This window comes from Flaviflexus huanghaiensis, assembly GCF_014118685.1.
GTDB lineage: Bacteria > Actinomycetota > Actinomycetes > Actinomycetales > Actinomycetaceae > Flaviflexus > Flaviflexus huanghaiensis.
In genome coordinates this window covers 41,473-61,263 of record NZ_JACFAK010000008.1, presented here as the reverse complement: position 1 = coordinate 61,263, position 19,791 = coordinate 41,473, and the positions used below count along the sequence as shown (strand labels likewise).

The window sequence follows — 19,791 nt, the reverse complement described above, 5'->3', positions numbered from 1 at the left end:
GGGTCCTAGCTTCTCACATCGCGTGCAGATACCGGGGCCTGCCACCGAGGTCAGTCCCTGTTGTCGCTGTCATACCGAGCGCCCTCGCACATGCAACGAGGGCCGGGCCCTGGGATTCGTCGTGCTCCATGATGAGCACTCCTCCCGGCTTGAGTAGATGGCGTGCGCGGGTGACGAGAGCGCCCGGCAGGTCGAGACCATCGTCTCCGCCTCCCCATAGCGCCGCGTGCGGGTCCGCCAGAACTTCTGCCGGCACGGTGGACGGCGGGACATAGGGCGGGTTGGATACGACGACGTCGACCGTTCCGAGCAGATCTTCGCATGCGGTTCGGGCGTCACCCTGCCGAACGTCGATACCGTACGGGGCCGCGTTCGTGCTCGCTGCCGCGTAAGCGTTGTCCTCCAGTTCGACGGCAACGATCCGCGCCCCTGGAACCTCATCAGCGACTGCGATCGCGATGGCGCCAGAGCCCGTGCAGAGGTCGACGACGAGCGGAGCCGGTCCTGCCGCACGCGCCGCGTCGATCGCCGCCCCGGCGACGATCTCCGTCTCGGGCCGAACGATGAAGACTCCCGGCTCGGCAGGCAATTCAATGTTGCGGAAGTGCATGACTCCGGTCAGGTGTTGAAGAGGCACTCGCTGCTTGCGCTGGTCGATGAGGCGAAGATACTCGTGAGCCTGAGCGTCCGTCGGGTCGGGTGCGAGGATCGGGTGGCTTCCGGCGACGTGCTCTGCAAGCAGTCGCGCGTCCGCCTCGGGCGAGTCGACGCCAGCGTCAGTGAGGATCCGGGCGGCTTCTCGCTGTAACTCTCGCCAGGTCACTCCCCCGCGTGCTCCATGCGCTCGCGCTCGTCCAGTTCGCGTGCGGAGTCGATGACGGGGCCGAGTTCCCCGCCGAGGACCGTGTCAAGGTTGTACGCCTTGAAACCCGTCCGATGATCGGAGACCCGGTTCTCGGGGAAGTTGTACGTGCGGATCCGCTCCGACCGGTCGACAGTGCGGACCTGGGTGCGGCGGTGCGCCGCCTCCTCGGCGGCGGCCTCCTCTTGCTTAGCAGCGAGTAGCCTGGCGCGAAGCACCCGCATGGCGGCGTCCCGGTTCTTGTGTTGGGACTTCTCGTCCTGCATGGAGACAACGATGCCGGTCGGGACGTGGGTGATGCGGACGGCAGAGTCGGTCGTGTTAACGGACTGTCCGCCGGGACCGGAGGAGCGGTAGACATCGATGCGCAGGTCGTTTGGGTCGATCTCGACCTCGCCCGGGTCGTCAACCTCGGGGAACACAAGCACACCGGCAGCCGACGTATGGATGCGGCCCTGGGACTCGGTGACGGGCACTCGCTGAACGCGATGGACGCCAGCTTCATACTTGAGGTGCGCCCACACGCCGTCCGCCGGGTCCTCGGGCGGCTGGGGACTCTTGATAGCGATCTGGACAACCTTGTAGCCGCCCAGATCAGATTCTGTCGCGGACAGGACCTGCGTCTGCCAGCCCTTGGTCTCCGCAAAGCGCATGTACATGCGTAAGAGATCGCCTGCGAACAGCGCCGATTCCTCACCGCCCTCCCCTGCCTTGACCTCGAGGATCACGTCGCGGGAATCGTCCGGGTCGCGCGGGATGAGAACGTCCTTGAGTTCCTCATCGAGTTCGTCGAACCTCTTCTCTAACCCGGGTACCTCGGCGGCGAACAGTTCACCGTCCTCCCCTCCGAGGTCAACGATCTCCTTCGCCTCCGCCAGATCGTCTCGGGCAGTCAACCATTCGCGGTAGACCCGAACAACGCGCCCGAGCTCCGCATAGCGCCTGCCGAGTGAACGAAGCTTATCTGGGCTGGACAGCACCTCGGGCGACGCCATCTGCCCTTCGATCTTCAAGAACTCAGCGAGCATCTGCTCGGGGACTGACTGGCTCATGGGGGTTCCTCACCTCGGTTTGGACGATACGGGAGGGCGCCGGCGAGATACTCGCCGGCGCCCTATCGCAAAGCTACTTCTTCCGCTTGCCGTAGCGTGCCTCGAAGCGGGCAACGCGGCCACCGGTGTCGAGAATCTTCTGCTTTCCGGTGTAGAACGGGTGGCAGGCCGAGCACACATCGGCGCGGATCTCGCCGGACTTAACGGTCGAGCGCGTCGTGAACTTGTTGCCACAGGTGCAGGTGACCTCGGTGACAAAGTATTCGGGGTGGATTCCCTGCTTCATGAGATTTCTCCTTGGATCGTTGTCGCCCCGGGTCCTGTCCAGGCGAGTGAATCGTCACGCGCCGCTGCTCAGACCGGTGAACCGGAAGCCGTCAGGTAATTATCGTGCTGTGCGGACCCGCCCCGCAAGGGGCGGGTCTGTGAGGCTACTCTCCAGCCTGCTGCATGTTCTTGGCGATCATCATAAGGAACTCGCCATTTGATTCGGTCTTGCGAAGCCTGCCGAGGAGGAAATCGGATGCCTCCTGGACCTCGAGTGTGCCGAGCGCGCGGCGAAGCTGCCAGACAATCTTGAGCTCCTCCGGGCTAAACAGCAGTTCTTCGCGGCGCGTGCCGGAGGCGTTAACGTCGACGGCAGGGAAGATCCTGCGGTCAGCGAGCTGCCTGGACAAACGCAACTCCATGTTGCCGGTGCCCTTAAATTCTTCGAAGATGACCTCATCCATTTTCGAACCCGTTTCGACAAGCGCCGATGCGAGAATCGTCAGGGATCCGCCTTCTTCAACATTGCGGGCAGCACCGAAGAACCGCTTCGGCGGGTAGAGCGCACCAGCGTCAACACCGCCGGATAGGATCCTGCCCGACGCGGGAGCCGCGAGGTTGTAGGCGCGACCGAGGCGGGTGATGGAGTCGAGGAGGACGACGACATCCTGGCCAAGCTCAACGAGCCGCTTGGCGCGTTCAATGGCGAGCTCAGCGACGACCGTATGTTCGGAGGCGGGCCGGTCGAAGGTCGAGGCGATGACCTCACCCTTGACCATGCGCTGCATGTCGGTGACCTCTTCGGGACGCTCATCGACGAGGACAACCATGAGGTGAACATCGGGGTTGTTGATTGCGATCGCGTTCGCCATCTGTTGCATGATCATCGTCTTGCCAGCCTTCGGCGGCGACACGATGAGGCCGCGCTGGCCCTTACCGATCGGGGCGACGAGGTCGATAACCCTGGGGGTGATCGCCTTCGGCGACGTCTCCATGCGGAGCATCTCGTTCGGGTAGAGCGGGGTCAGCTTCCCGAACTCGGGACGCTGTGCCAGCTGGTCAAGGTTAAGACCGTTGACTGAATCGATCTGAACAAGCGGGTTGTACTTGTGACGCTGGCGCGAACCACCGCGGCCCCCGCCACCGCCACCGCCCGAGGATTCACCCAGATCACGTACAGCCCCGACGATGGCGTCGCCGCGGCGCAACTTGTTGCGCTTAATAAGGGCTTGGGAGACGTAGGCATCGTTCGCACCCGGCAGGTAGCCGGCGGTGCGGAGGTAGGCATTGTTTCCGTCGATGTCGAGAATGCCGGCGACTTTGAGCAGGACGTCGCCGTCCTTCACCTGATCGTTGAAGTCAGATTCGCTGTCGCTCTGGCGCTGGCGGTCCTGCCGGTTATCGCTGCGATCGCCACGATTGTCGCGCTGGCGGCTGTCGCGACGACCGGTGCGCTCTCTGCGCCCGCGCCTGCGGCGGTTATCGCCTTCGTCTTCGCTAGAATCCGTGTCCTGTCGGCGAGCATCGCCGTTCTCGCTGTCGTCCGGGCGGGAACCATGATCGCCACGACGCGATTCACCCTCCCCGCGACGCCCACGTTCGCGACGATGGGATTCCTCAGCTCTGCGTGACGCTGCTTCGCCGAGCGCTTCGAGTGCTGCGAGTTTCTGCTCTGGCAGCTCGTGCTCCTCGTCGGTCTCCTCGGACGTCGCCGGCATTGGCAGATCGAGCTCGACTTTCGGGCCGCGGCCGGTTGTCTCCCGGCGGCTCCCCGAGCGGCGGTTCTCGCCATTCGCGGACCCCGCGGGCGTATCCTTCGCGCGCTCCTTCGGCTCGGCTGTGTCTTTCACGGTTTCGCGCTTGTCGGATTCGGGCTTCTCAGATTCGGCCTTCGCGGGTTCAGCCGCCTCAGATTCGGCCTTCGGAGAACCCGACGTACGGGCTTCACGGATGGCGGTGATGTAGTCATTACGGCGGGCCTTGGAATCAAGGGTGAGACCCATGTCGGAGGCGAGCTCTTGAAGCTCACCGAGACGCATTGCTGTCAAAGCTTTGCGGGGAGCGGTTGAAGTTTCGCTCACGAGGTTCCTTCCTCAGTACCCGCATAGAAGCGGGGCGGAATGTCAAATGGTTCGTCAGCGCAGAATTAGGGAGAGAAAATTTTGATCTGTCGCCCAAGCTGAAGCGCTTAGAAATCACCGCGCATGGGCAGAGCCACATGTCACTGAAAACCGGTGATGGCCTCACCCTACCAGGTAAAACCACTCACCTGCATCCTCAATCAACAATGTGTGCGCCGCGACCCAATCCGGGGGTTGTCACCGCAAATCCGCGTGACTCGAGAATCCGGCACGTGTGGGGATCAAGTTCGTCGAGCACAAGAATTGAAGGACCCGCGCCCGAGACAACCGCAGGCCATCCCGCCGCCCGCAATGCATCGAGAACCTCGGCTGTCGCAGGCATCGAAGCCGATCGATACTCCTGATGCAGGCGATCGCGAGTCGCCTCATAGAGCAGGTCGACATCCTTGGCGAGCGCGTGAACGAGGAGCGCTGTCCGAGCGGCGTTGAACGCCGCATCGACATGCGGGACGGAGACAGGGAGGGCCGCCCGGGCCGTCGCTGTCGACAGTACCTCGCGGGGCACAAGCAGTGTCGTGCGAAGCTCCGGGTGGATGTCGAGGCTCGCCGCGTGCGCACGTCCGGACTCCGACCATGCGATGACAGCACCGCCGTAGACGGCTGGCGCCGCATTGTCAGGGTGTCCTTCGAACTCAGTAGCGAGTGTGAGCACCTCGGCTTTGCCGAACGCCTCTGGGCGCCCAGCGAAGCCCGCCGCAAGCGTGAGCCCAGCGACAACCGCCGCGGCCGACGAACCGAGGCCACGCGACTGGGAGATGCTATTCCTGCACGTCATCCGCACGCCCGCATTGGGCATCCCAGCGAACTCGAATCCGCGCTGCATGGCACGGACGATGAGATGGGAATCGTCCGTCGGTAGCTCGTCCTGACCCTCGCCGAGAATCTCGACTGTCGACGTGCCCGCAATGAGCGTTGCGTCGACTTCGTCGTAGATGCCGTGCGCCATGCCGAGGCAGTCAAAGCCCGGACCGAGATTACCGGACGTCGCGGGGACGCGTACGCGCAGGGTTTCGACGACCGGCCGCATTACAGCCCCAGGATCCGAACTGCGTCATCGAGAGAGGGTGCGATGACATCCGGGTCGACATCGCGTCCAGCGAGTGCGGTCGCCGTGTCCTTGAGTCCGTTACCGGTCACCGTGCAGACGACCGTCGCCCCTTCGGGGACGCCGCCTGCCGCGGCTGTCTTCATGAGTCCGGCAACGGAGGCTGCGGAGGCCGGTTCGACGAACACGCCAACTTCGGCCGCTAGGATCGCCTGGGCTTCAAGAATCTCTTCGTCTGTCACGCGGTCGATGAGGCCGCCGGACCGGTCCCGCGCCTCTTCGGCGTACATCCACGACGCTGGGTTGCCGATGCGGATGGCGGTCGCAATAGTCTCGGGATCCTCGACCGGCTGTCCAAGTACGAGCGGGGCAGAGTTCCATGCTTGGAACCCCCACATCTGCGGAACAGATTCGGACACGGGCTCCATGTGCAACGCCGAGTCGTCAAAGCTCGCCAGCGTTGTCCTGCCCGCATACTCGCAGTAGCCCATCCAGTACGCCGTGATGTTGCCAGCGTTCCCGACTGGGAGGACATGAATGTCAGGGGCGCGACCGAGGGCGTCAACGATCTCGAATGCCGCTGTCTTTTGTCCCTGGAGACGGTAGGGATTGACGGAGTTGACGAGATCGACCGGGTAGGCCTCCGTCAACTCGCGAGTAATCCGCAGGCAATCATCGAAGTTCCCATCAACCGCGACAAGCTGGGCGCCATGAACGATCGCCTGGGCGAGCTTTCCCGCCGCGATCTTGCCCGCGGGGAGGATGACGGCGCACTGCAATCCTGCCGCGACCGCATAAGCGGCAGCGGACGCCGACGTATTACCGGTCGAGGCGCACGCGATGATTTCCGTTTCGTCCGCCTTCACCTTCGACACTGCCGACGTCATTCCGCGGTCCTTGAAGGAGCCCGTCGGGTTCATACCCTCGACCTTGACGTGAACGTCAGCGCCCACACGTTCCGACAGGCGCGGGGCTGGCACGAGCGGTGTTCCACCCTCGTAGAGCGTGACAACCGGATCCTCGTCACCGAACGGGAGTCGATCGCGGTACTCCCGGATGATGCCCTGCCATTGATGTGCCATCTAGTTGCCCTCAACCCTCATAACCTGGAGAACTTCCTTGACATAGTCACCCGACGTGATCGCCGCCAGGGCGGCCGTGACGTCAGCAGTGCGAGCCTCGTGGGTCGTGACGGTCAGGCGCGCGCCATCATCTTCCTGCGTCTGCCGGACTGCAGCGATCGACACGCCGCTGTCGGCAAATGCCCCCGACAGCTGAGTGAGGACACCCGTGCGATCCTCAACTGCAAAATCAATGCGATAGGACGAGATGGACTCCTCGGGCGCAAGGATCGGCAAGTCGGCGTACGTCAGCTCCCTGGGCGCCCTCCCGCCGTAGACGCGGTGGGCGGCACCTGCGACAACGTCGGATAGAACTGCGGATGCGGTCGGGGCCCCGCCAGCGCCGCGCCCGTAGAACATGAGGCGACCCGCGCCAGTTGCTTCGATGACGACAGAGTTAAATGAGCCGTGCACTGCGGCAAGCGGGTGGTCGTGTGGGACCAGTGTCGGCTCGACCGAAAGCTCAATGCCGGAGTCCCGGCGGCGAGCGATCGCGAGAAGCTTGATCGCATAGCCATCGCGCTTGGCGGCGGCGATGTCCTCGGAGGTAATGGCCCGGATGCCGGTGGTTGGCACGTCGTCGATGGAGACGCGGGTGTGGAAGGCGAGCGAGGCGAGAATCGCGATCTTCGCAGCCGCATCGTGTCCGTCAACGTCCGCGGTGGGGTCGGCCTCAGCAAATCCGAGATCCTGGGCTTTCTTCAGCGCGTCATCGAACGACAGCCCAGCCGTCTCCATCTCATCGAGAATGAAGTTCGTTGTCCCGTTGACGATACCGAGAACGCTTTCGACACGGTCACCCGCGAGCGATTCGCGAAGCCCGTAGACGACAGGCACCGCACCTGCGACCGATGCTTCGTAATAGACGTCAACATCGGCCTCTGCGGCCGCCTCGTAGATCTCAGGGCCATGGGCGGCGAGTAGCGCCTTATTGCCGGTGACAACCGTGGCTCCGCCTCTGATCGCGTCGAGGACGTACGTGCGGGCAGGCTCGATGCCGCCGATAAGCTCGATGACGATGTCGGCGCCTGCCATGAGTCCGTCGACGTCGTCGGTGAGGAGGGATCGGTCGATCGCCGGGTCTCGAGGCGCGTGACGATCGCGAACGGCGATCCCGATCAGCTCGAGCGTGTCACCGGCACGTTCAGCGAAGTCGCCGTTCCGCTCCTGAAGCATCTTCGCCACGGCGGTGCCCACTGTCCCGCATCCAAGCAGGGCGATCTTAACTGACATTGTTCCTCCAGCACGTTGTTCCGGATCAGCAATCCGGGAAGATTCCAAGCACATCGTCCCAGGTTTCCGGGCGCACGAGCCACGATGTCCCATCTTCGGACACAGCGAGCACCCCCGGCCTGCGGACCATGTTGTAGTTCGACGCCATCGACCTGCCATAGGCGCCGGTGGCCGCGACAAGAAGCAGGTCTCCACGCGACACGTCGGCCGCGAGCGCGACATCCCGAACGACGATGTCGCCCGATTCGCAATGCATGCCGACGACGCGCGACGGCACAAGATCCGCGTCGGATTCCCGCACGAGAAGGGCGGTGTAATCCGCCCCGTAGAGAGCCGGCCGAATATTGTCGCTCATTCCGCCGTCCACCGAGACGTACCTGCGCACGCCATCGTCCGTCATGACGTCCTTCGTTGCGCCGACTCGGTACAGGGTCATACCGGCGGGACCCGAGATGGATCTGCCGGGCTCAATCGACAGTCTCGGGACGGGGATGCCCGTGCGCTGGCAGGCGGCGTCGATGGCGGACCGGATGCCAGCAATCATGTCGATTTCTATCGCGGGCTTCGGGTCGAGTCCGGTGTACTGAATGCCGTAGCCGCCACCCAGGTCAACCTCGGGAACGTCGATTCCCATGCCGATGAGCTCAGCGGCGAAGTCCATAACGGCCGCCGCCGCGGCCGCGAAGCCCTCGGAATCGAGAATTTGGCTACCGATGTGGGAATGAAGTCCGAGGAACTCTAGGTGAGGGTTAGCGCTAATCGCGGTGACAACGCGCTGTGCGGCACCGGTGGCGAGCGACAAACCGAACTTCTGATCCTCGTGAGCGGTTGCAATGAAGTCGTGGCCACCGGCATGGACGCCGGTCGTCACCCGGACGAAGCACGGAGCAACTACTCCCATCTCCGCAGCAATGCCCGCCAGCTGGTCGACCTCGCCTGGCGAGTCAATAACGATCCGGCCCACGCCCGACTCGAGAGCCAAGCGAAGAGTCGCATCGGACTTGGAGTTGCCGTGGAGCCCGATCCGCTCCCCCGGCACTCCGCCCGCCAGAGCGGTGCGAAGTTCGCCCTCGGACGCGGTGTCAATGCACAGTCCTTCTGACATCATCCAGCGAGCGACCCCGGGGGTGAGAAAGGACTTGCCAGCGTAGTAGACGTCACCGTCACCAATGGCGTGCACCCACGCGCGCGCCCGATCCCGCATGTCATTCTCGTCCACGAGATAGAGGGGAGTTCCTTCGTCTGCGAGATCGCTGATCTTGTGGCCAGCGAGGACGAGCTCGCCGTCCACGCGTTCGAGGTTGACAGGCCAGGGTCCAAAACCGGGCTCCGGGGCAGGGACGGCGGCGAGAGGAGCGAAAGCCATCTACATCTTCTCCGGGGCGGACACACCCAGCAAGTTGAGGCCATTCGCGAGGACACGAGTCGTCGCGTCGTTGAGCCACAGGCGGGCGCGGTGACCGTCGGTTGCTTCCTCATCGGACCGTGGCGTCACACGAGTCTGGCCGTACCACGTGTGATAGGACGCCGCGAGCTCCTCAAGGTAGCGGGCCACGCGGTGCGGCTCGCGAAGGCCTGCCGCCTGTGCCACCGTGTCCGGGAACTCGGCGAGGACACCGAGGAGGGCAGAATCGGCCGGGTGATCAAGTGCCGCGGGGTTGAAATCGTCCCTCGTGACGCCGTGCTCTGCTGCATTGCGGGCGACGGAACACGTACGCGCGTGCGCATACTGGACGTAGTACACCGGGTTCTCGTTGGTCCGAGACGCGAGGAGGTCGAGATCCAACTCGAGAGTCGTGTCGACCGACGAGCGAACGAGTGCGTACCTGGCAGCGTCAACGCCAACGGCGTCCACGAGATCCTCGAGCGTAATGATGTTGCCCGCGCGCTTCGACATGCGGACGGGCTCGCCGTCCTTGACGAGGTTCACCATCTGCCCGATGAGTAGCTCCATGTTCTCGCCCGGGCCGGCGGTGTCGCCGAAAGCTCGCGCCATCGCATACATTCGGCCCATGTAGCCGTGATGGTCGGCGCCAAGCATGATGATGACGTGGTCCGCCCCGCGCTCACGCTTGTCGAGGTAGTACGCAACGTCACCGGCGAAATAGGCGGCCTCACCATCGGATTTGTAGACAACGCGGTCCTTGTCATCACCGAAATCGGACGTACGGATCCAGACCGCACCGTCCTCGTCATAGACGTGGCCGCGCTCGCGGAGAATGTCGACCGCGCGCGCGACGGCGCCGGTCTTATGGAGGGTGTCCTCGTGGTAGTAGACGTCAAATTCGACTCCGAAATCGGCAAGGGCGCTCTTGATCTCGGAAAACATGATGTCGACGCCGCGGGACCGGAAGACTTCCTGCGCCTCCGGCTCTGTCAGGGTGAGCGGGTTCGGTTCGCCCGCCGTTTCACAGTCCTTTATGACCTGCGTTGCCACGTCGGTGATGTAATCCCCGCCGTATCCATTGTCCGGCACAGGCTCGCCCTTAGCACGGGCAAGGAGAGATTCAGAGAACCGATCGATCTGTGCACCCGCATCGTTGAAGTAGTACTCCCTCGTGACGGTCGATCCAGTGGCCTCAAGCAAGCGTGCAAGCGAGTCGCCGACGGCGGCCCAGCGCACGCCGCCAAGGTGGATCGGGCCTGTCGGGTTCGCAGAGACGAACTCGAGGTTGACGGCACCGGGGTGAGTGGTGCTTCGACCGTACTCAGCTCCCTCCGTGAGAATCGTCCGGGCGAGTTCGCCCGCGGCACCTGCAGCGAGGCGGATATTGACGAAGCCCGGGCCCGCTACGGTGGCGGATTCGATGCCGTCCCTGTGGGCGAGACGATCGGCGAGGATTGTGCCGAGATCGCGCGGGTTGGTGCCCGCCTTCTTCGCCAGTTGCATGGCGACGTTCGTGGCCCAGTCGCCGTGGTCTCGGTTTCGCGGACGCTCGACCTTGACGGTGGGGAGCTCGTCCGCGGATAGTGCCACAGCACCATCCGCCGCTGCTTCCCGCAGGACGGAATCGATGAGAGCGCTGAGTTCTTCAGGAGTCATGCCATCAGTCTAGCGATCGCGACCGTACCTCACCGTTTCGCGGCGAAACTGTGGGACACTACGCCCTGCATCGAGGCTCACAGTCACTCGATTCCATGACCGGGAGCCACTCCTGCTAAAGTTACTAATCGCGCCCCGGTAGCTCAGGGGATAGAGCGTCTGCCTCCGGAGCAGAAGGTCGCAGGTTCGAATCCTGTCCGGGGCACCAGCCCCACGTAGGCCCGACTCCAGTCGGGCCTACGGCGCATCTCCGTCACACGTCCGGCCTGTCGACTTCCCCCACTCAGCGCACCACAATAGCGCTACGCTCAGGCGCGCAACGCAATGACTTCTCGTGCCAGTGACGGCCTGTCGGTCACAAGCCCGTCCACTCCGAGGTCCAACAGTCGCGCCATATCCAGCGCTTCATTCACAGTCCATACGTGAAGAGCCACTCCCATGCCGTGGATGAGGGCAACGAGCCGAGAATCAAGGATGGTAACTCCGCGATATGTCTCTGGCATCTGAACGCACTGCAGACCGGTCGCGGCGACCCTCGCTGCCAGTGCCTGGCTCGCGCGATGCGGTAAGCGAGCAGCGGCGAGAAGGGCGGCAACGGCGGACGTGCCGATGCTGGTCGCCACCCCCGGAATCGCGCGGCGAAGTACTTTCAGGCGCCTCTCCTCGAAGGAGGCGATAAGCACCCGATCGCGATACTCTCCGCTTCGCATGAGCTCGATCATTGGCTCCACCGTCGCGTCGGACTTGAGGTCGACGTTGAAGTCGAGGTCCGGGAACAAATCGAGCGCCTCGCGCAGAAGCATCGGCCGCCGTCCGGACCGGTCGGTGAGCATTTCGACCTCTGCCCACGTCTTCTCGCGGATCGGCCCGCAGCCATCCGTCGTCCGTTCAAGATTCGGGTCGTGGCTGATGACTAGCTCTCCGTCGGCGGTCGCATGCGTGTCCGTCTCGATATAGGTGAAACCGAGCTCTCTCATCTTCTCGAACGATTCGAGGGAATTCTCCGGATACTCGTCGGCTCCTCCCCTGTGGGCGAGGATGACCGGTGTGCTCGTGCGCTCCCAAGATCTCATTCGCCCATCGTCTCACCGATCGGCCTGAGGCGCTTCACCTGCGGGGACATGGGCGCATGCCAGCGCCCATCAATGCCGTTCAACCGTCACCGGTCACGAGCAGAGGTCAGATACCTCGCGTGCGCCACGATCGACGAGGAAAGTCATGGGGTCGACTGTCGTGCCGTCCTCATCCGTGTGGATTTCCAGGTGAAGGTGCGGTCCCGTGGAGCGTCCATTGTTACCCACATCGGCAACGTGCTGACCGACCTCGACCTCGTCGCCCTCTGCGACGTGAATGCCGTCGTCGTACATGTGGACGTACCAGGACCAGAAGACATCTCCGCCGATGTCGTGCCTGATGATGACAAGGTTGCTTGAGCGCCCGTCCTTGCCAGGACCGACGTACTCCACTGTCCCGTCGGCGATGGCATGGATCGGTGTGCCGAGCTCGGCCGCGAAGTCCAGTCCGAGATGGAACTGATAGCCGCCCGCGATCGGGTTCCACCGGTTGCCGTAGCCGGAGGAGATACGATAGCTTCCCTCCCGCACCGGCATCGCGACAACCGCGATTGACGACTCAGTCATTGCCGGGGTGAGGCCATTGGCTGCCTCATTAGTACAGACGGCTGGCATCGCAGGCGCTGACTCCGCGAGCTCCCTGGCGCCGCGCACCCGGTCGATGTCGGCCGCTTCCGCGTTCTTCACGAACGCAACCGGAACCGTCGCATCGACAGTCACATCTTGGCCGAGAGAGGAGACAACAGGGGAACCGGTCACGGCGGCCGCGGACTGTCCGGCACCGGCGATAACGCCAGCTGCGCCGAAACCGACGACGATCGATGTTGCAACAGCCATCGAAGCTCGCGCCTGCATCCGCACGCGAGATAGCGTCTGTGCACCGTGAATCGCACGCGGTGACATGGCCGGCAGGGCCTCGATACGCTCTGTCAGGGCATCCTGGATAGGAGCGTTGTCAGCTTCCTCCGCGGCTGTGTCAACCAGTGTCGACGTGGCGGTCGCCGGAGTCTCCGCTGTCACGGGACGGAGTGTCAACTGTGGCGGTTCGGCCGGAGCTTCGGTGACGATAAGCGACAGCCCATGACCTCCGGCAGTGAAGGTCGCATGGGAAGCCGGGACTTCAGCGGCGACAGGAGACGCTACCGGGGTCTCAACCTGCGGAGCGCGCTCTTCACCGTTCGGAGTACCCGTTGCATCGTTCGGAGTATCCATGACTGCGACGATCGGGGCAGACGTGATCGACGCGGTGACCGCCTGGGACGCGGCTGGGACATCGCGGTCCTGCACATCACCTGCGAACGACACCTGGGCCTCGAGCCGACGTGCTCGGCGTCGCCCACTTATAACCGGGCTGGCGATGACGGCCGCTTCTTCTGCGGCTTTGCGAGCTTCGCGGAGCTCGCGGCGGGACGGAAGCGAGGCAGGCGCGGCCTGCTCCGTGGCATGACGTCTTGCTGCGCGAAGCTCTCTGCGGGACGGAAGCGCGGTCGCTTGAGACACAGCTCCGCCCACGTGCTGGGCAGGCTTCAGGCCGGTATGACGTCCCACAAACTCACTTTCGTAATTGTAACGGCGGGTAACAACTCGATAACGCTACCTCACGATGATAGCGGCTCGCCGTCGGGAGCGCACCCCACTTTTCGTCGTGTGCGCAACATTTTTAATGAGTCATGCGTCACGCTGCATGGAGTCGCGCACCTCGCCGACAAGTTCCTCGAGGACATCCTCGAGAAACAGAACTCCGACGGACGCGCCGTCACTATTCCGAACCTCAACGAGATGAATGCCGTCGCGCTTCATGATGGCGAGCGCGCTCTCCACCTCGTCGTCTCCTGGCATGGACGACATCGTGCGAATTTTGAAAGCGGGTAGCGGCCGATGGCGGGCAGCGCCAACAGAGCCGATGACATCTTTTAGGTGGAGGTAGCCGATGAAGTGACCGGTCTCGTCAGCGACAACAAACCGCGAGAAGCCCGTCTTCGCTACCCGTTCCTCGAGCTCAGCAGGGGTGACATCCGGCCCGACGGTCGCGACATCATCGCGCGGAACCATGACCTCGGCAACCGTAAGATCCGAGAATTCCAACGCTCCGGCGATGAGACCAATCTCGTCCTCCAGCACACCCGCACGCTGAGACGTCTCGACGATCGACGCGACCTCGTCCGCCGTGAATCCGGATGCGACCTCGTCCTTCGGCTCGAAGCCGGCAAGGCGCACAAACTGGTTCGCGAGCTTGTTGAGTCCGACAACGATCGGCTTGAAGATCCGGGCAATGATGACGAGCGGCGGGGCGAGAATGAGGGCGGCCTTCTCGGGCGCGGTGACAGCGAGGTTCTTCGGCACCATTTCGCCGACGACAACGTGGAGGTAGACAACGACGATGAGGGCAACTGCGAAGGCGACGGCATGCGAGGCGGCCGAGGGCAGTCCGACAGCGGTAAACGGTCCCATGAGAAGCTGTGCAATCGCTGGCTCCGCGACAGCGCCAAGCGATGTCGAGCAGAGCGTGATGCCGAGTTGGCAGGCGGCCAGCATGAGGGTGACGTTCTCCAGCGCCCACAGCACGGTCTGCGCCGGCTTCGACCCGGCGTCGGCGAGCGGCTCAATGCGGGAGCGGCGGGCGGACATGATCGCAAACTCCGCCCCAACGAAAAAGGCGTTGAGAGCGAGAAGGATAGCGCCGATCGTCAGCGCAACGGCGGCGCTCACTGATCACCCTCCGGGGTCACGGCGCGGGCTCTGACCCAGGCGACCCTGCGTCCGTCGAGCCTTTCGACGGTGAGGATGACGTCCTCACCGCACACCTCGTCGCCAACCTCTGGCATCCTGCCCAACTCCGTCATGATGTATCCGGCGAGCGTCTCGTACGGTCCATCGTCAGGGACGGTCAGGCCAGCCTCGCGGGCGAGCTCGTCTGGCCTCATGTCACCAGGAATGACCCATCCATCGGCGGAGAAGCGCGCTCTCATCCGGCGGGGATCATGCTCGTCGGCCACCTCGCCGACAATCTCCTCGACGCAGTCCTCAAGAGTGACGATTCCGGACGTACCGCCGTATTCGTCGAGCACGACCGCCAGCTGGCCCGTGTCACGCAATTGAACGAGAAGGGGCGCGAGCGCGATTGTTTCGGGAACTCTCTCGATGGGTTGCAAGATAGACGATGACGTGACGGGAACGTCGGCGCGCCGCTCGTGCGGAATCTTGATAGCACTGCGGAGATTGACGAAGCCACGAATGTCGTCAAGATCATCACCCGCCACTGGAAAGCGGGAATGGCCGGTCATCCGCGCGATCTTGACGATGTCGGCGGCAGTCGCATCCTTCTCGATCCAGTTGACCCTCCCCCGGTCCGTCATAACGTCAACTGCCGTGAGTCTGCCGATGCCGATCGAACGAGTGAGCAGACGTGCGGTCGAGATGTCAAGAGTTCCCAGAGAAGCGCTTCTCCTCACAAGAGCGACGAGCTCGGTGGCTGACCGCGCGCCTGACAATTCTTCGGCCGGTTCAACGCCGAACCGCCGGATGATCCAGTTGGCGGATGAGTTGAGTCCGACAATGACCGGCTTGAGAAGAGTGGTGAAGGCGCCCTGGAGTGGGGCAACGACTCCTGCGGTCCCGAGCGGCTCCGCGAGCGCGAAATTCTTCGGTACGAGCTCGCCGAACAGCATAGAAAACAGGTTGATGATGATGAGGGACAGGGCCACGGCGACCCCGGTGGCGGCGGCCTGGGCAAGGCCCGCGGATTGAAATGGGCCTTCGAGGAGGTTCGCCACCGCCTGCTGGGTCGTGTAGCCGAGAAGGATCGTCGTCAGCGTGATCCCGACCTGAGCGGATGACAGTTCGAGCGACAGTTTTTTCAGGGCCTTAAGGGCGGCGGCGGCTCGAACATCTCCGTCTCGTGCCTTCCGTTCGATCGTCCCCGGGTCGAGGGCAACGAGGGAGAACTCTGCCGCCACGAAGATCGCGGTGCCTGCGGTGAGGAGGACGCCAAACAGGATGAGGAGGATGTCCATGATGACAGTGATGCTACCTCGGACTAAAGGATGTTTATGGCAGATGCTGGTGGCGCGGGTGACACAATCGTGACCCGCTCTTGAAACTGCCTCGTCAACTCATCGCCAGCGGCGCAAAATTGTCCGAGTTTCGAGGGCAGAGGCGGCGCTTGTCACGTGCGTCACCTAAAATGATTGTGTTCCGCAACTCACAGAAAGTAGGGCGACCGCAAGTGTCCGACACAAACACGCGTTCCGACGAGAATTTCGGCGCTAACCAGTGGTTCATCGACGAGCTGTACGCGAAATATCTCGAGGATCGTGGCGCCGTACAGCCGCAATGGCGCGAGCTGTTTATGAGGTGGGAGTCTGAGGGCCGTGAGGCGCCGGATGGTCCCGCCGAAGAGGAGAGCGCATCGTCCCGGCGAGCGCAGCATGATCCTGACAACAGGCAATCAGCGTCTGCGCAATCCCAGGTTCGCTCCGACCTGCCCCCCGCTCCTCCTGTCGTCGCCGCACCTGCGACGACGCCGTACGTCGAGAAGTTCGAGCTCGCTCCCTCGGACGATGACGGGTCCGCATCGACGACGAAACTGCGCGGCGCGGCTGCCCGCACTGTCAAGAACATGGAGTCTTCGCTCGAGATCCCGGTGGCAACGTCCGTCCGCGCGCTACCGGCGAAGGTCATGTTTGAGAACCGCATGGTCATCAACACTCACCTGCGGCGTACTCGCGGCGGCAAGGTCTCGTTCACCCACCTCATCGGCTACGCCATGGTCGAGGCGCTCGTCAAGGTGCCGGATATGAACAGGTCGTACTCGCTGACCGAGGACGGCAAGCCAGCTGTGTTCGAGCCCGCTCACGTCAACTTTGGTCTTGCTATCGACCTGCCGAAACCGGATGGCAGCCGCACGCTCGTCGTGCCCTCCGTCAAAGAGGCCGAAACAATGGACTTCGTCCAGTTCTGGCGCGCCTACGAGGACCTCGTCGAACGCGCGAGGACGAACAGCCTCACGGTGGAAGACTTCCAGGGCACGACGGCGACACTGACGAACCCGGGCGGCATCGGCACCGTCCACTCGATCCCGCGTCTCATGAACGGCCAGGGAACGATCGTCGGCGTTGGTTCCATGAACTTCCCCGCTGAATTTGCGGGTACCTCAGACCAGGCTCTGGCGCGCATGGGAGTCTCCCGCGTCCTCACGCTCACGTCGACCTATGATCACCGCATCATCCAGGGTGCTGCGTCGGGCGAGTTCCTGCGCGAGCTCGAGGAGAAGCTGACGGGCCGGGATGGTTTCTATGACCGGGTGTTCACGGCGCTCCACGTACCGTACGAACCGGTCCGCTGGCAGAAAGACATTGAGTACGACGCGAAGCGGGAGATGGGCAAACCCGCCCGCATCGCCGAACTCATCCACGCCTACCGCTCCCGCGGCCACCTCATTGCGGACACCGATCCGCTGGCCTTCCGCAACAGGCGTCATCCCGACCTCGATATCACCCGCTACGGCCTGACGCTGTGGGATCTCGACAGGTCGTTCCCAACGGGTGGTTTTGCTGGAACGTCGCATCTTCTTCTTCGGGAGATCATCGAGCAGCTTCGCGAATCGTACTGCCGCAATGTCGGCATCGAGTACATGCACATTCAGGACCCCGCCCAGCGCGAATGGTTCCAGGCCCGTCTCGAACGCCCACATATCGAGTTGACCGCCGAGGACCGTCTCCAAATTCTCCGCAAGCTTAATGAGGCCGAAGCTTTCGAGACGTTCCTGCAGACAAAGTATGTCGGTCAGAAGCGCTTCTCGCTCGAGGGCGGAGAGTCCCTTATCCCACTCCTCGACGCGATCCTCGACTCGGCGGCAGACTCCGGACTCGAAGAGGTCGGTATCGCGATGGCGCACCGCGGCCGCCTCAACGTGCTGACGAACATCGCTGGCAAGTCCTACAAGCAGGTCTTCACCGAGTTCGATGGAACCCAGGATCCCCGCTCCGTCCAAGGCACTGGCGACGTCAAATACCACCTCGGCACTGAGGGAACGTACACGGCTCGTTCCGGATCAACGGCGGATGTATACCTGGCCGCCAACCCCTCCCACCTCGAAGCCGTCAACGGTGTCCTCGAGGGTGTCGTGCGAGCGAAGCAGGACAGGATTGACCTGGGTGAAGAGGGCTTCTCCGTCCTCCCAATCCTCATCCACGGTGACGCCGCCTTCGCCGGTCAGGGAGTTGTGACGGAAGCGCTCAACTACAGCCAGTTGCGGGGCTACCGCACGGGCGGCACCATCCACGTCATCGTCAACAACCAGATTGGCTTTACGACCTCCCCCGCCTCCGGGCGGTCCTCGTTCTACCCAACAGACATCGCAAAGGGCCTTCAGCTGCCGATCTTCCATGTCAACGGAGACGACCCCGAGGCGGTGACGGAGGTTGCTCGGCTCGCCTTCGAGTATCGGGAGACATTCCATAAGGATGTCATCATCGATATGGTCTGCTACCGCAAACGCGGCCACAACGAGGGCGACGATCCGTCGATGACACAGCCTGTCATGTACGGCCTCATTGAATCGAAGCGCACGCCGCGCCAGCTCTACACCGAGTCCCTCCTCGGCCGCGGTGCCCTGACGGATGAGCAGGTTAAGGAGCTTGAGACGGAGTTCCACAATATTTTGTCGAATGCTTTCGACGAGGTGCGCGAGTCGGAAAAGGAGACCGGTTACGGCTTCCCACATGTCGACTCCGTCGCTGGCCTCGAGCTACCTCAAGCCCAGCAGGAGGACGCTGGTGTCATCGTCGGCTGGACCTCGGCGACAACTCCGGAGATCATCTCCCGCATCGGAGAAGCACACGTGCGAGCCCCGGAAGGGTTCAACGTCCACCCGAAGATCGAGCAACTGTTCGAGCGGCGCAACAAGATGGCGCGGGAGGGTGACGTCGACTGGGGCTTTGCAGAGCTCATCGCGTTCGGCTCGCTCCTCATCGAGCAGACCCCGGTCCGCATGTCGGGCCAAGATTCGAGGCGTGGCACGTTTGTCCAGCGCCACGCGACCGCTCACGATGTCGTCACGGGCGCTGAATGGACGCCATTGCGCCACCTGACGGAAGATCAGGCGAAGCTGTGGATCTATGATTCCTCCCTGTCGGAGTATGCTGTCCTCGCGTTCGAGTATGGCTATTCCGTTGAGCGTCCAGACGCGCTCGTCCTGTGGGAGGCTCAGTTCGGCGACTTCGCGAACGGTGCCCAGACAGTCATCGACGAGTTCATCTCCTCCGCGGAGCAAAAGTGGAACCAGCGCTCATCGCTCGTCATGCTCCTGCCACACGGATACGAAGGGCAAGGCCCCGATCATTCCTCCGCCCGCATCGAGCGTTTCCTCCAGCTGTGCGCGGATGACAACATGGTCGTCGCCCAACCTTCGACACCCGCGAACTACTTCCACATGTTGCGCACACAGGCGTACCGCCGGCCGCGCAAGCCACTCATTGTCGCAACTCCGAAGCAACTGCTACGTCGCAGGGCAGCCCAGTCGCCGATCGAGGACTTCACCGGTGGGGAATTCAAACCCGTCATCGGTGAGGTTAATCAGAACCTTGACCCCGCGAGCATCACCCGCGTCGTCATGTGCTCTGGTCGCATCTACTACGACGCCGTCGAAGCTCGTGAGAAGCGTGGCGACACGACAACCGCAATCATCCGTCTCGAACAGCTCTACCCGGAACCGCTCGAGCAGGTGACGGAGGCTCTCGCGGCTTACGAGAACGCCGACCTTGTCTGGCTACAGGACGAGCCGCAGAACCAGGGTGCGTGGCCGCATCTCGCACTCAACATGTTCCCCAAGATCGGCTCAGTATCCGTTGTCTCCAGGCCCGCGGCGGCCTCGCCCGCGACCGGCCTCGCGTCGCGCCACGCGGCGGAGAACAAGGAGCTCATGGACCGCATATTCGACCGCTAACAACACGCT

The 19,791-nt window shown here is 63.2% G+C and carries 14 protein-coding genes and 1 tRNA gene; 2 read left to right on the top strand and 13 right to left on the bottom strand.

What is annotated here, in order from left to right:
* Window positions 1-13: 13 nt before the first annotated feature.
* From H7E91_RS07395 to argS, 9 genes are all read right to left on the bottom strand, one after another.
* On the bottom strand, window positions 14-823 hold the full coding sequence (locus tag H7E91_RS07395; RefSeq protein WP_182354456.1) for a HemK family protein methyltransferase: 810 nt from the start codon (window positions 821-823) through the stop codon (window positions 14-16).
* Window positions 820-1,914, bottom strand: coding sequence for a peptide chain release factor 1 (gene prfA / locus H7E91_RS07390; RefSeq protein WP_182354455.1), 1,095 nt, complete (start codon window positions 1,912-1,914; stop codon window positions 820-822). Before prfA ends, H7E91_RS07395 begins: the two co-directional genes overlap by 4 nt.
* Window positions 1,915-1,987: 73 nt before the next feature.
* Complete coding sequence (gene rpmE, locus H7E91_RS07385) at window positions 1,988-2,200, bottom strand: 50S ribosomal protein L31 (RefSeq protein ID WP_182354454.1); 213 nt, start codon at window positions 2,198-2,200, stop codon at window positions 1,988-1,990.
* Between the two features lie 145 nt (window positions 2,201-2,345).
* Window positions 2,346-4,220, bottom strand: a complete 1,875-nt coding sequence (rho, locus tag H7E91_RS07380) for a transcription termination factor Rho (protein WP_194309188.1) — start codon at window positions 4,218-4,220, stop codon at window positions 2,346-2,348.
* A 238-nt stretch (window positions 4,221-4,458) separates the two neighbouring features.
* Window positions 4,459-5,349, bottom strand: coding sequence for a homoserine kinase (gene thrB, locus H7E91_RS07375; protein WP_182354452.1), 891 nt, complete (start codon window positions 5,347-5,349; stop codon window positions 4,459-4,461).
* Entirely contained in the window at window positions 5,349-6,449 is a 1,101-nt protein-coding gene (gene thrC, locus H7E91_RS07370) for a threonine synthase (RefSeq protein WP_182354451.1), read from the bottom strand. Before thrC ends, thrB begins: the two co-directional genes overlap by 1 nt.
* Window positions 6,450-7,721: a homoserine dehydrogenase gene (locus tag H7E91_RS07365; RefSeq protein WP_182354450.1), complete on the bottom strand. Its 1,272-nt coding sequence runs from the start codon at window positions 7,719-7,721 to the stop codon at window positions 6,450-6,452.
* 25 nt (window positions 7,722-7,746) lie between these two features.
* Entirely contained in the window at window positions 7,747-9,087 is a 1,341-nt protein-coding gene (lysA, locus tag H7E91_RS07360) for a diaminopimelate decarboxylase (RefSeq protein ID WP_182354449.1), read from the bottom strand.
* Complete coding sequence (gene argS, locus H7E91_RS07355; RefSeq protein ID WP_182354448.1) at window positions 9,088-10,764, bottom strand: arginine--tRNA ligase; 1,677 nt, start codon at window positions 10,762-10,764, stop codon at window positions 9,088-9,090.
* Window positions 10,765-10,896: 132 nt separating this feature from the next.
* Between argS and H7E91_RS07350 the strand changes: the two genes are divergently transcribed.
* Window positions 10,897-10,972: transfer RNA gene (locus tag H7E91_RS07350), tRNA-Arg, on the top strand.
* Between the two features lie 100 nt (window positions 10,973-11,072).
* Here H7E91_RS07350 and H7E91_RS07345 read toward each other — a convergent pair.
* From H7E91_RS07345 to H7E91_RS07330, 4 genes are all read right to left on the bottom strand, one after another.
* On the bottom strand, window positions 11,073-11,837 hold the full coding sequence (locus tag H7E91_RS07345) for a glycerophosphodiester phosphodiesterase family protein (protein ID WP_182354447.1): 765 nt from the start codon (window positions 11,835-11,837) through the stop codon (window positions 11,073-11,075).
* A 93-nt stretch (window positions 11,838-11,930) separates the two neighbouring features.
* Window positions 11,931-13,385: a peptidoglycan DD-metalloendopeptidase family protein gene (locus H7E91_RS12115; RefSeq protein WP_182354446.1), complete on the bottom strand. Its 1,455-nt coding sequence runs from the start codon at window positions 13,383-13,385 to the stop codon at window positions 11,931-11,933.
* A gap of 120 nt (window positions 13,386-13,505) precedes the next feature.
* Window positions 13,506-14,546 carry a CNNM domain-containing protein gene (locus tag H7E91_RS07335; protein WP_182354445.1) on the bottom strand — a complete coding sequence of 347 codons (1,041 nt, stop codon included), beginning with the start codon at window positions 14,544-14,546 and terminating at the stop codon, window positions 13,506-13,508.
* Window positions 14,543-15,853, bottom strand: a complete 1,311-nt coding sequence (locus H7E91_RS07330) for a CNNM domain-containing protein (RefSeq protein WP_182354524.1) — start codon at window positions 15,851-15,853, stop codon at window positions 14,543-14,545. Before H7E91_RS07330 ends, H7E91_RS07335 begins: the two co-directional genes overlap by 4 nt.
* 167 nt (window positions 15,854-16,020) lie before the next feature.
* Here H7E91_RS07330 and H7E91_RS07325 point away from each other — a divergent pair, with 167 nt between their 5' ends.
* Window positions 16,021-19,782, top strand: coding sequence for a multifunctional oxoglutarate decarboxylase/oxoglutarate dehydrogenase thiamine pyrophosphate-binding subunit/dihydrolipoyllysine-residue succinyltransferase subunit (locus H7E91_RS07325; protein ID WP_182354444.1), 3,762 nt, complete (start codon window positions 16,021-16,023; stop codon window positions 19,780-19,782).
* Window positions 19,783-19,791 lie beyond the last annotated feature (9 nt).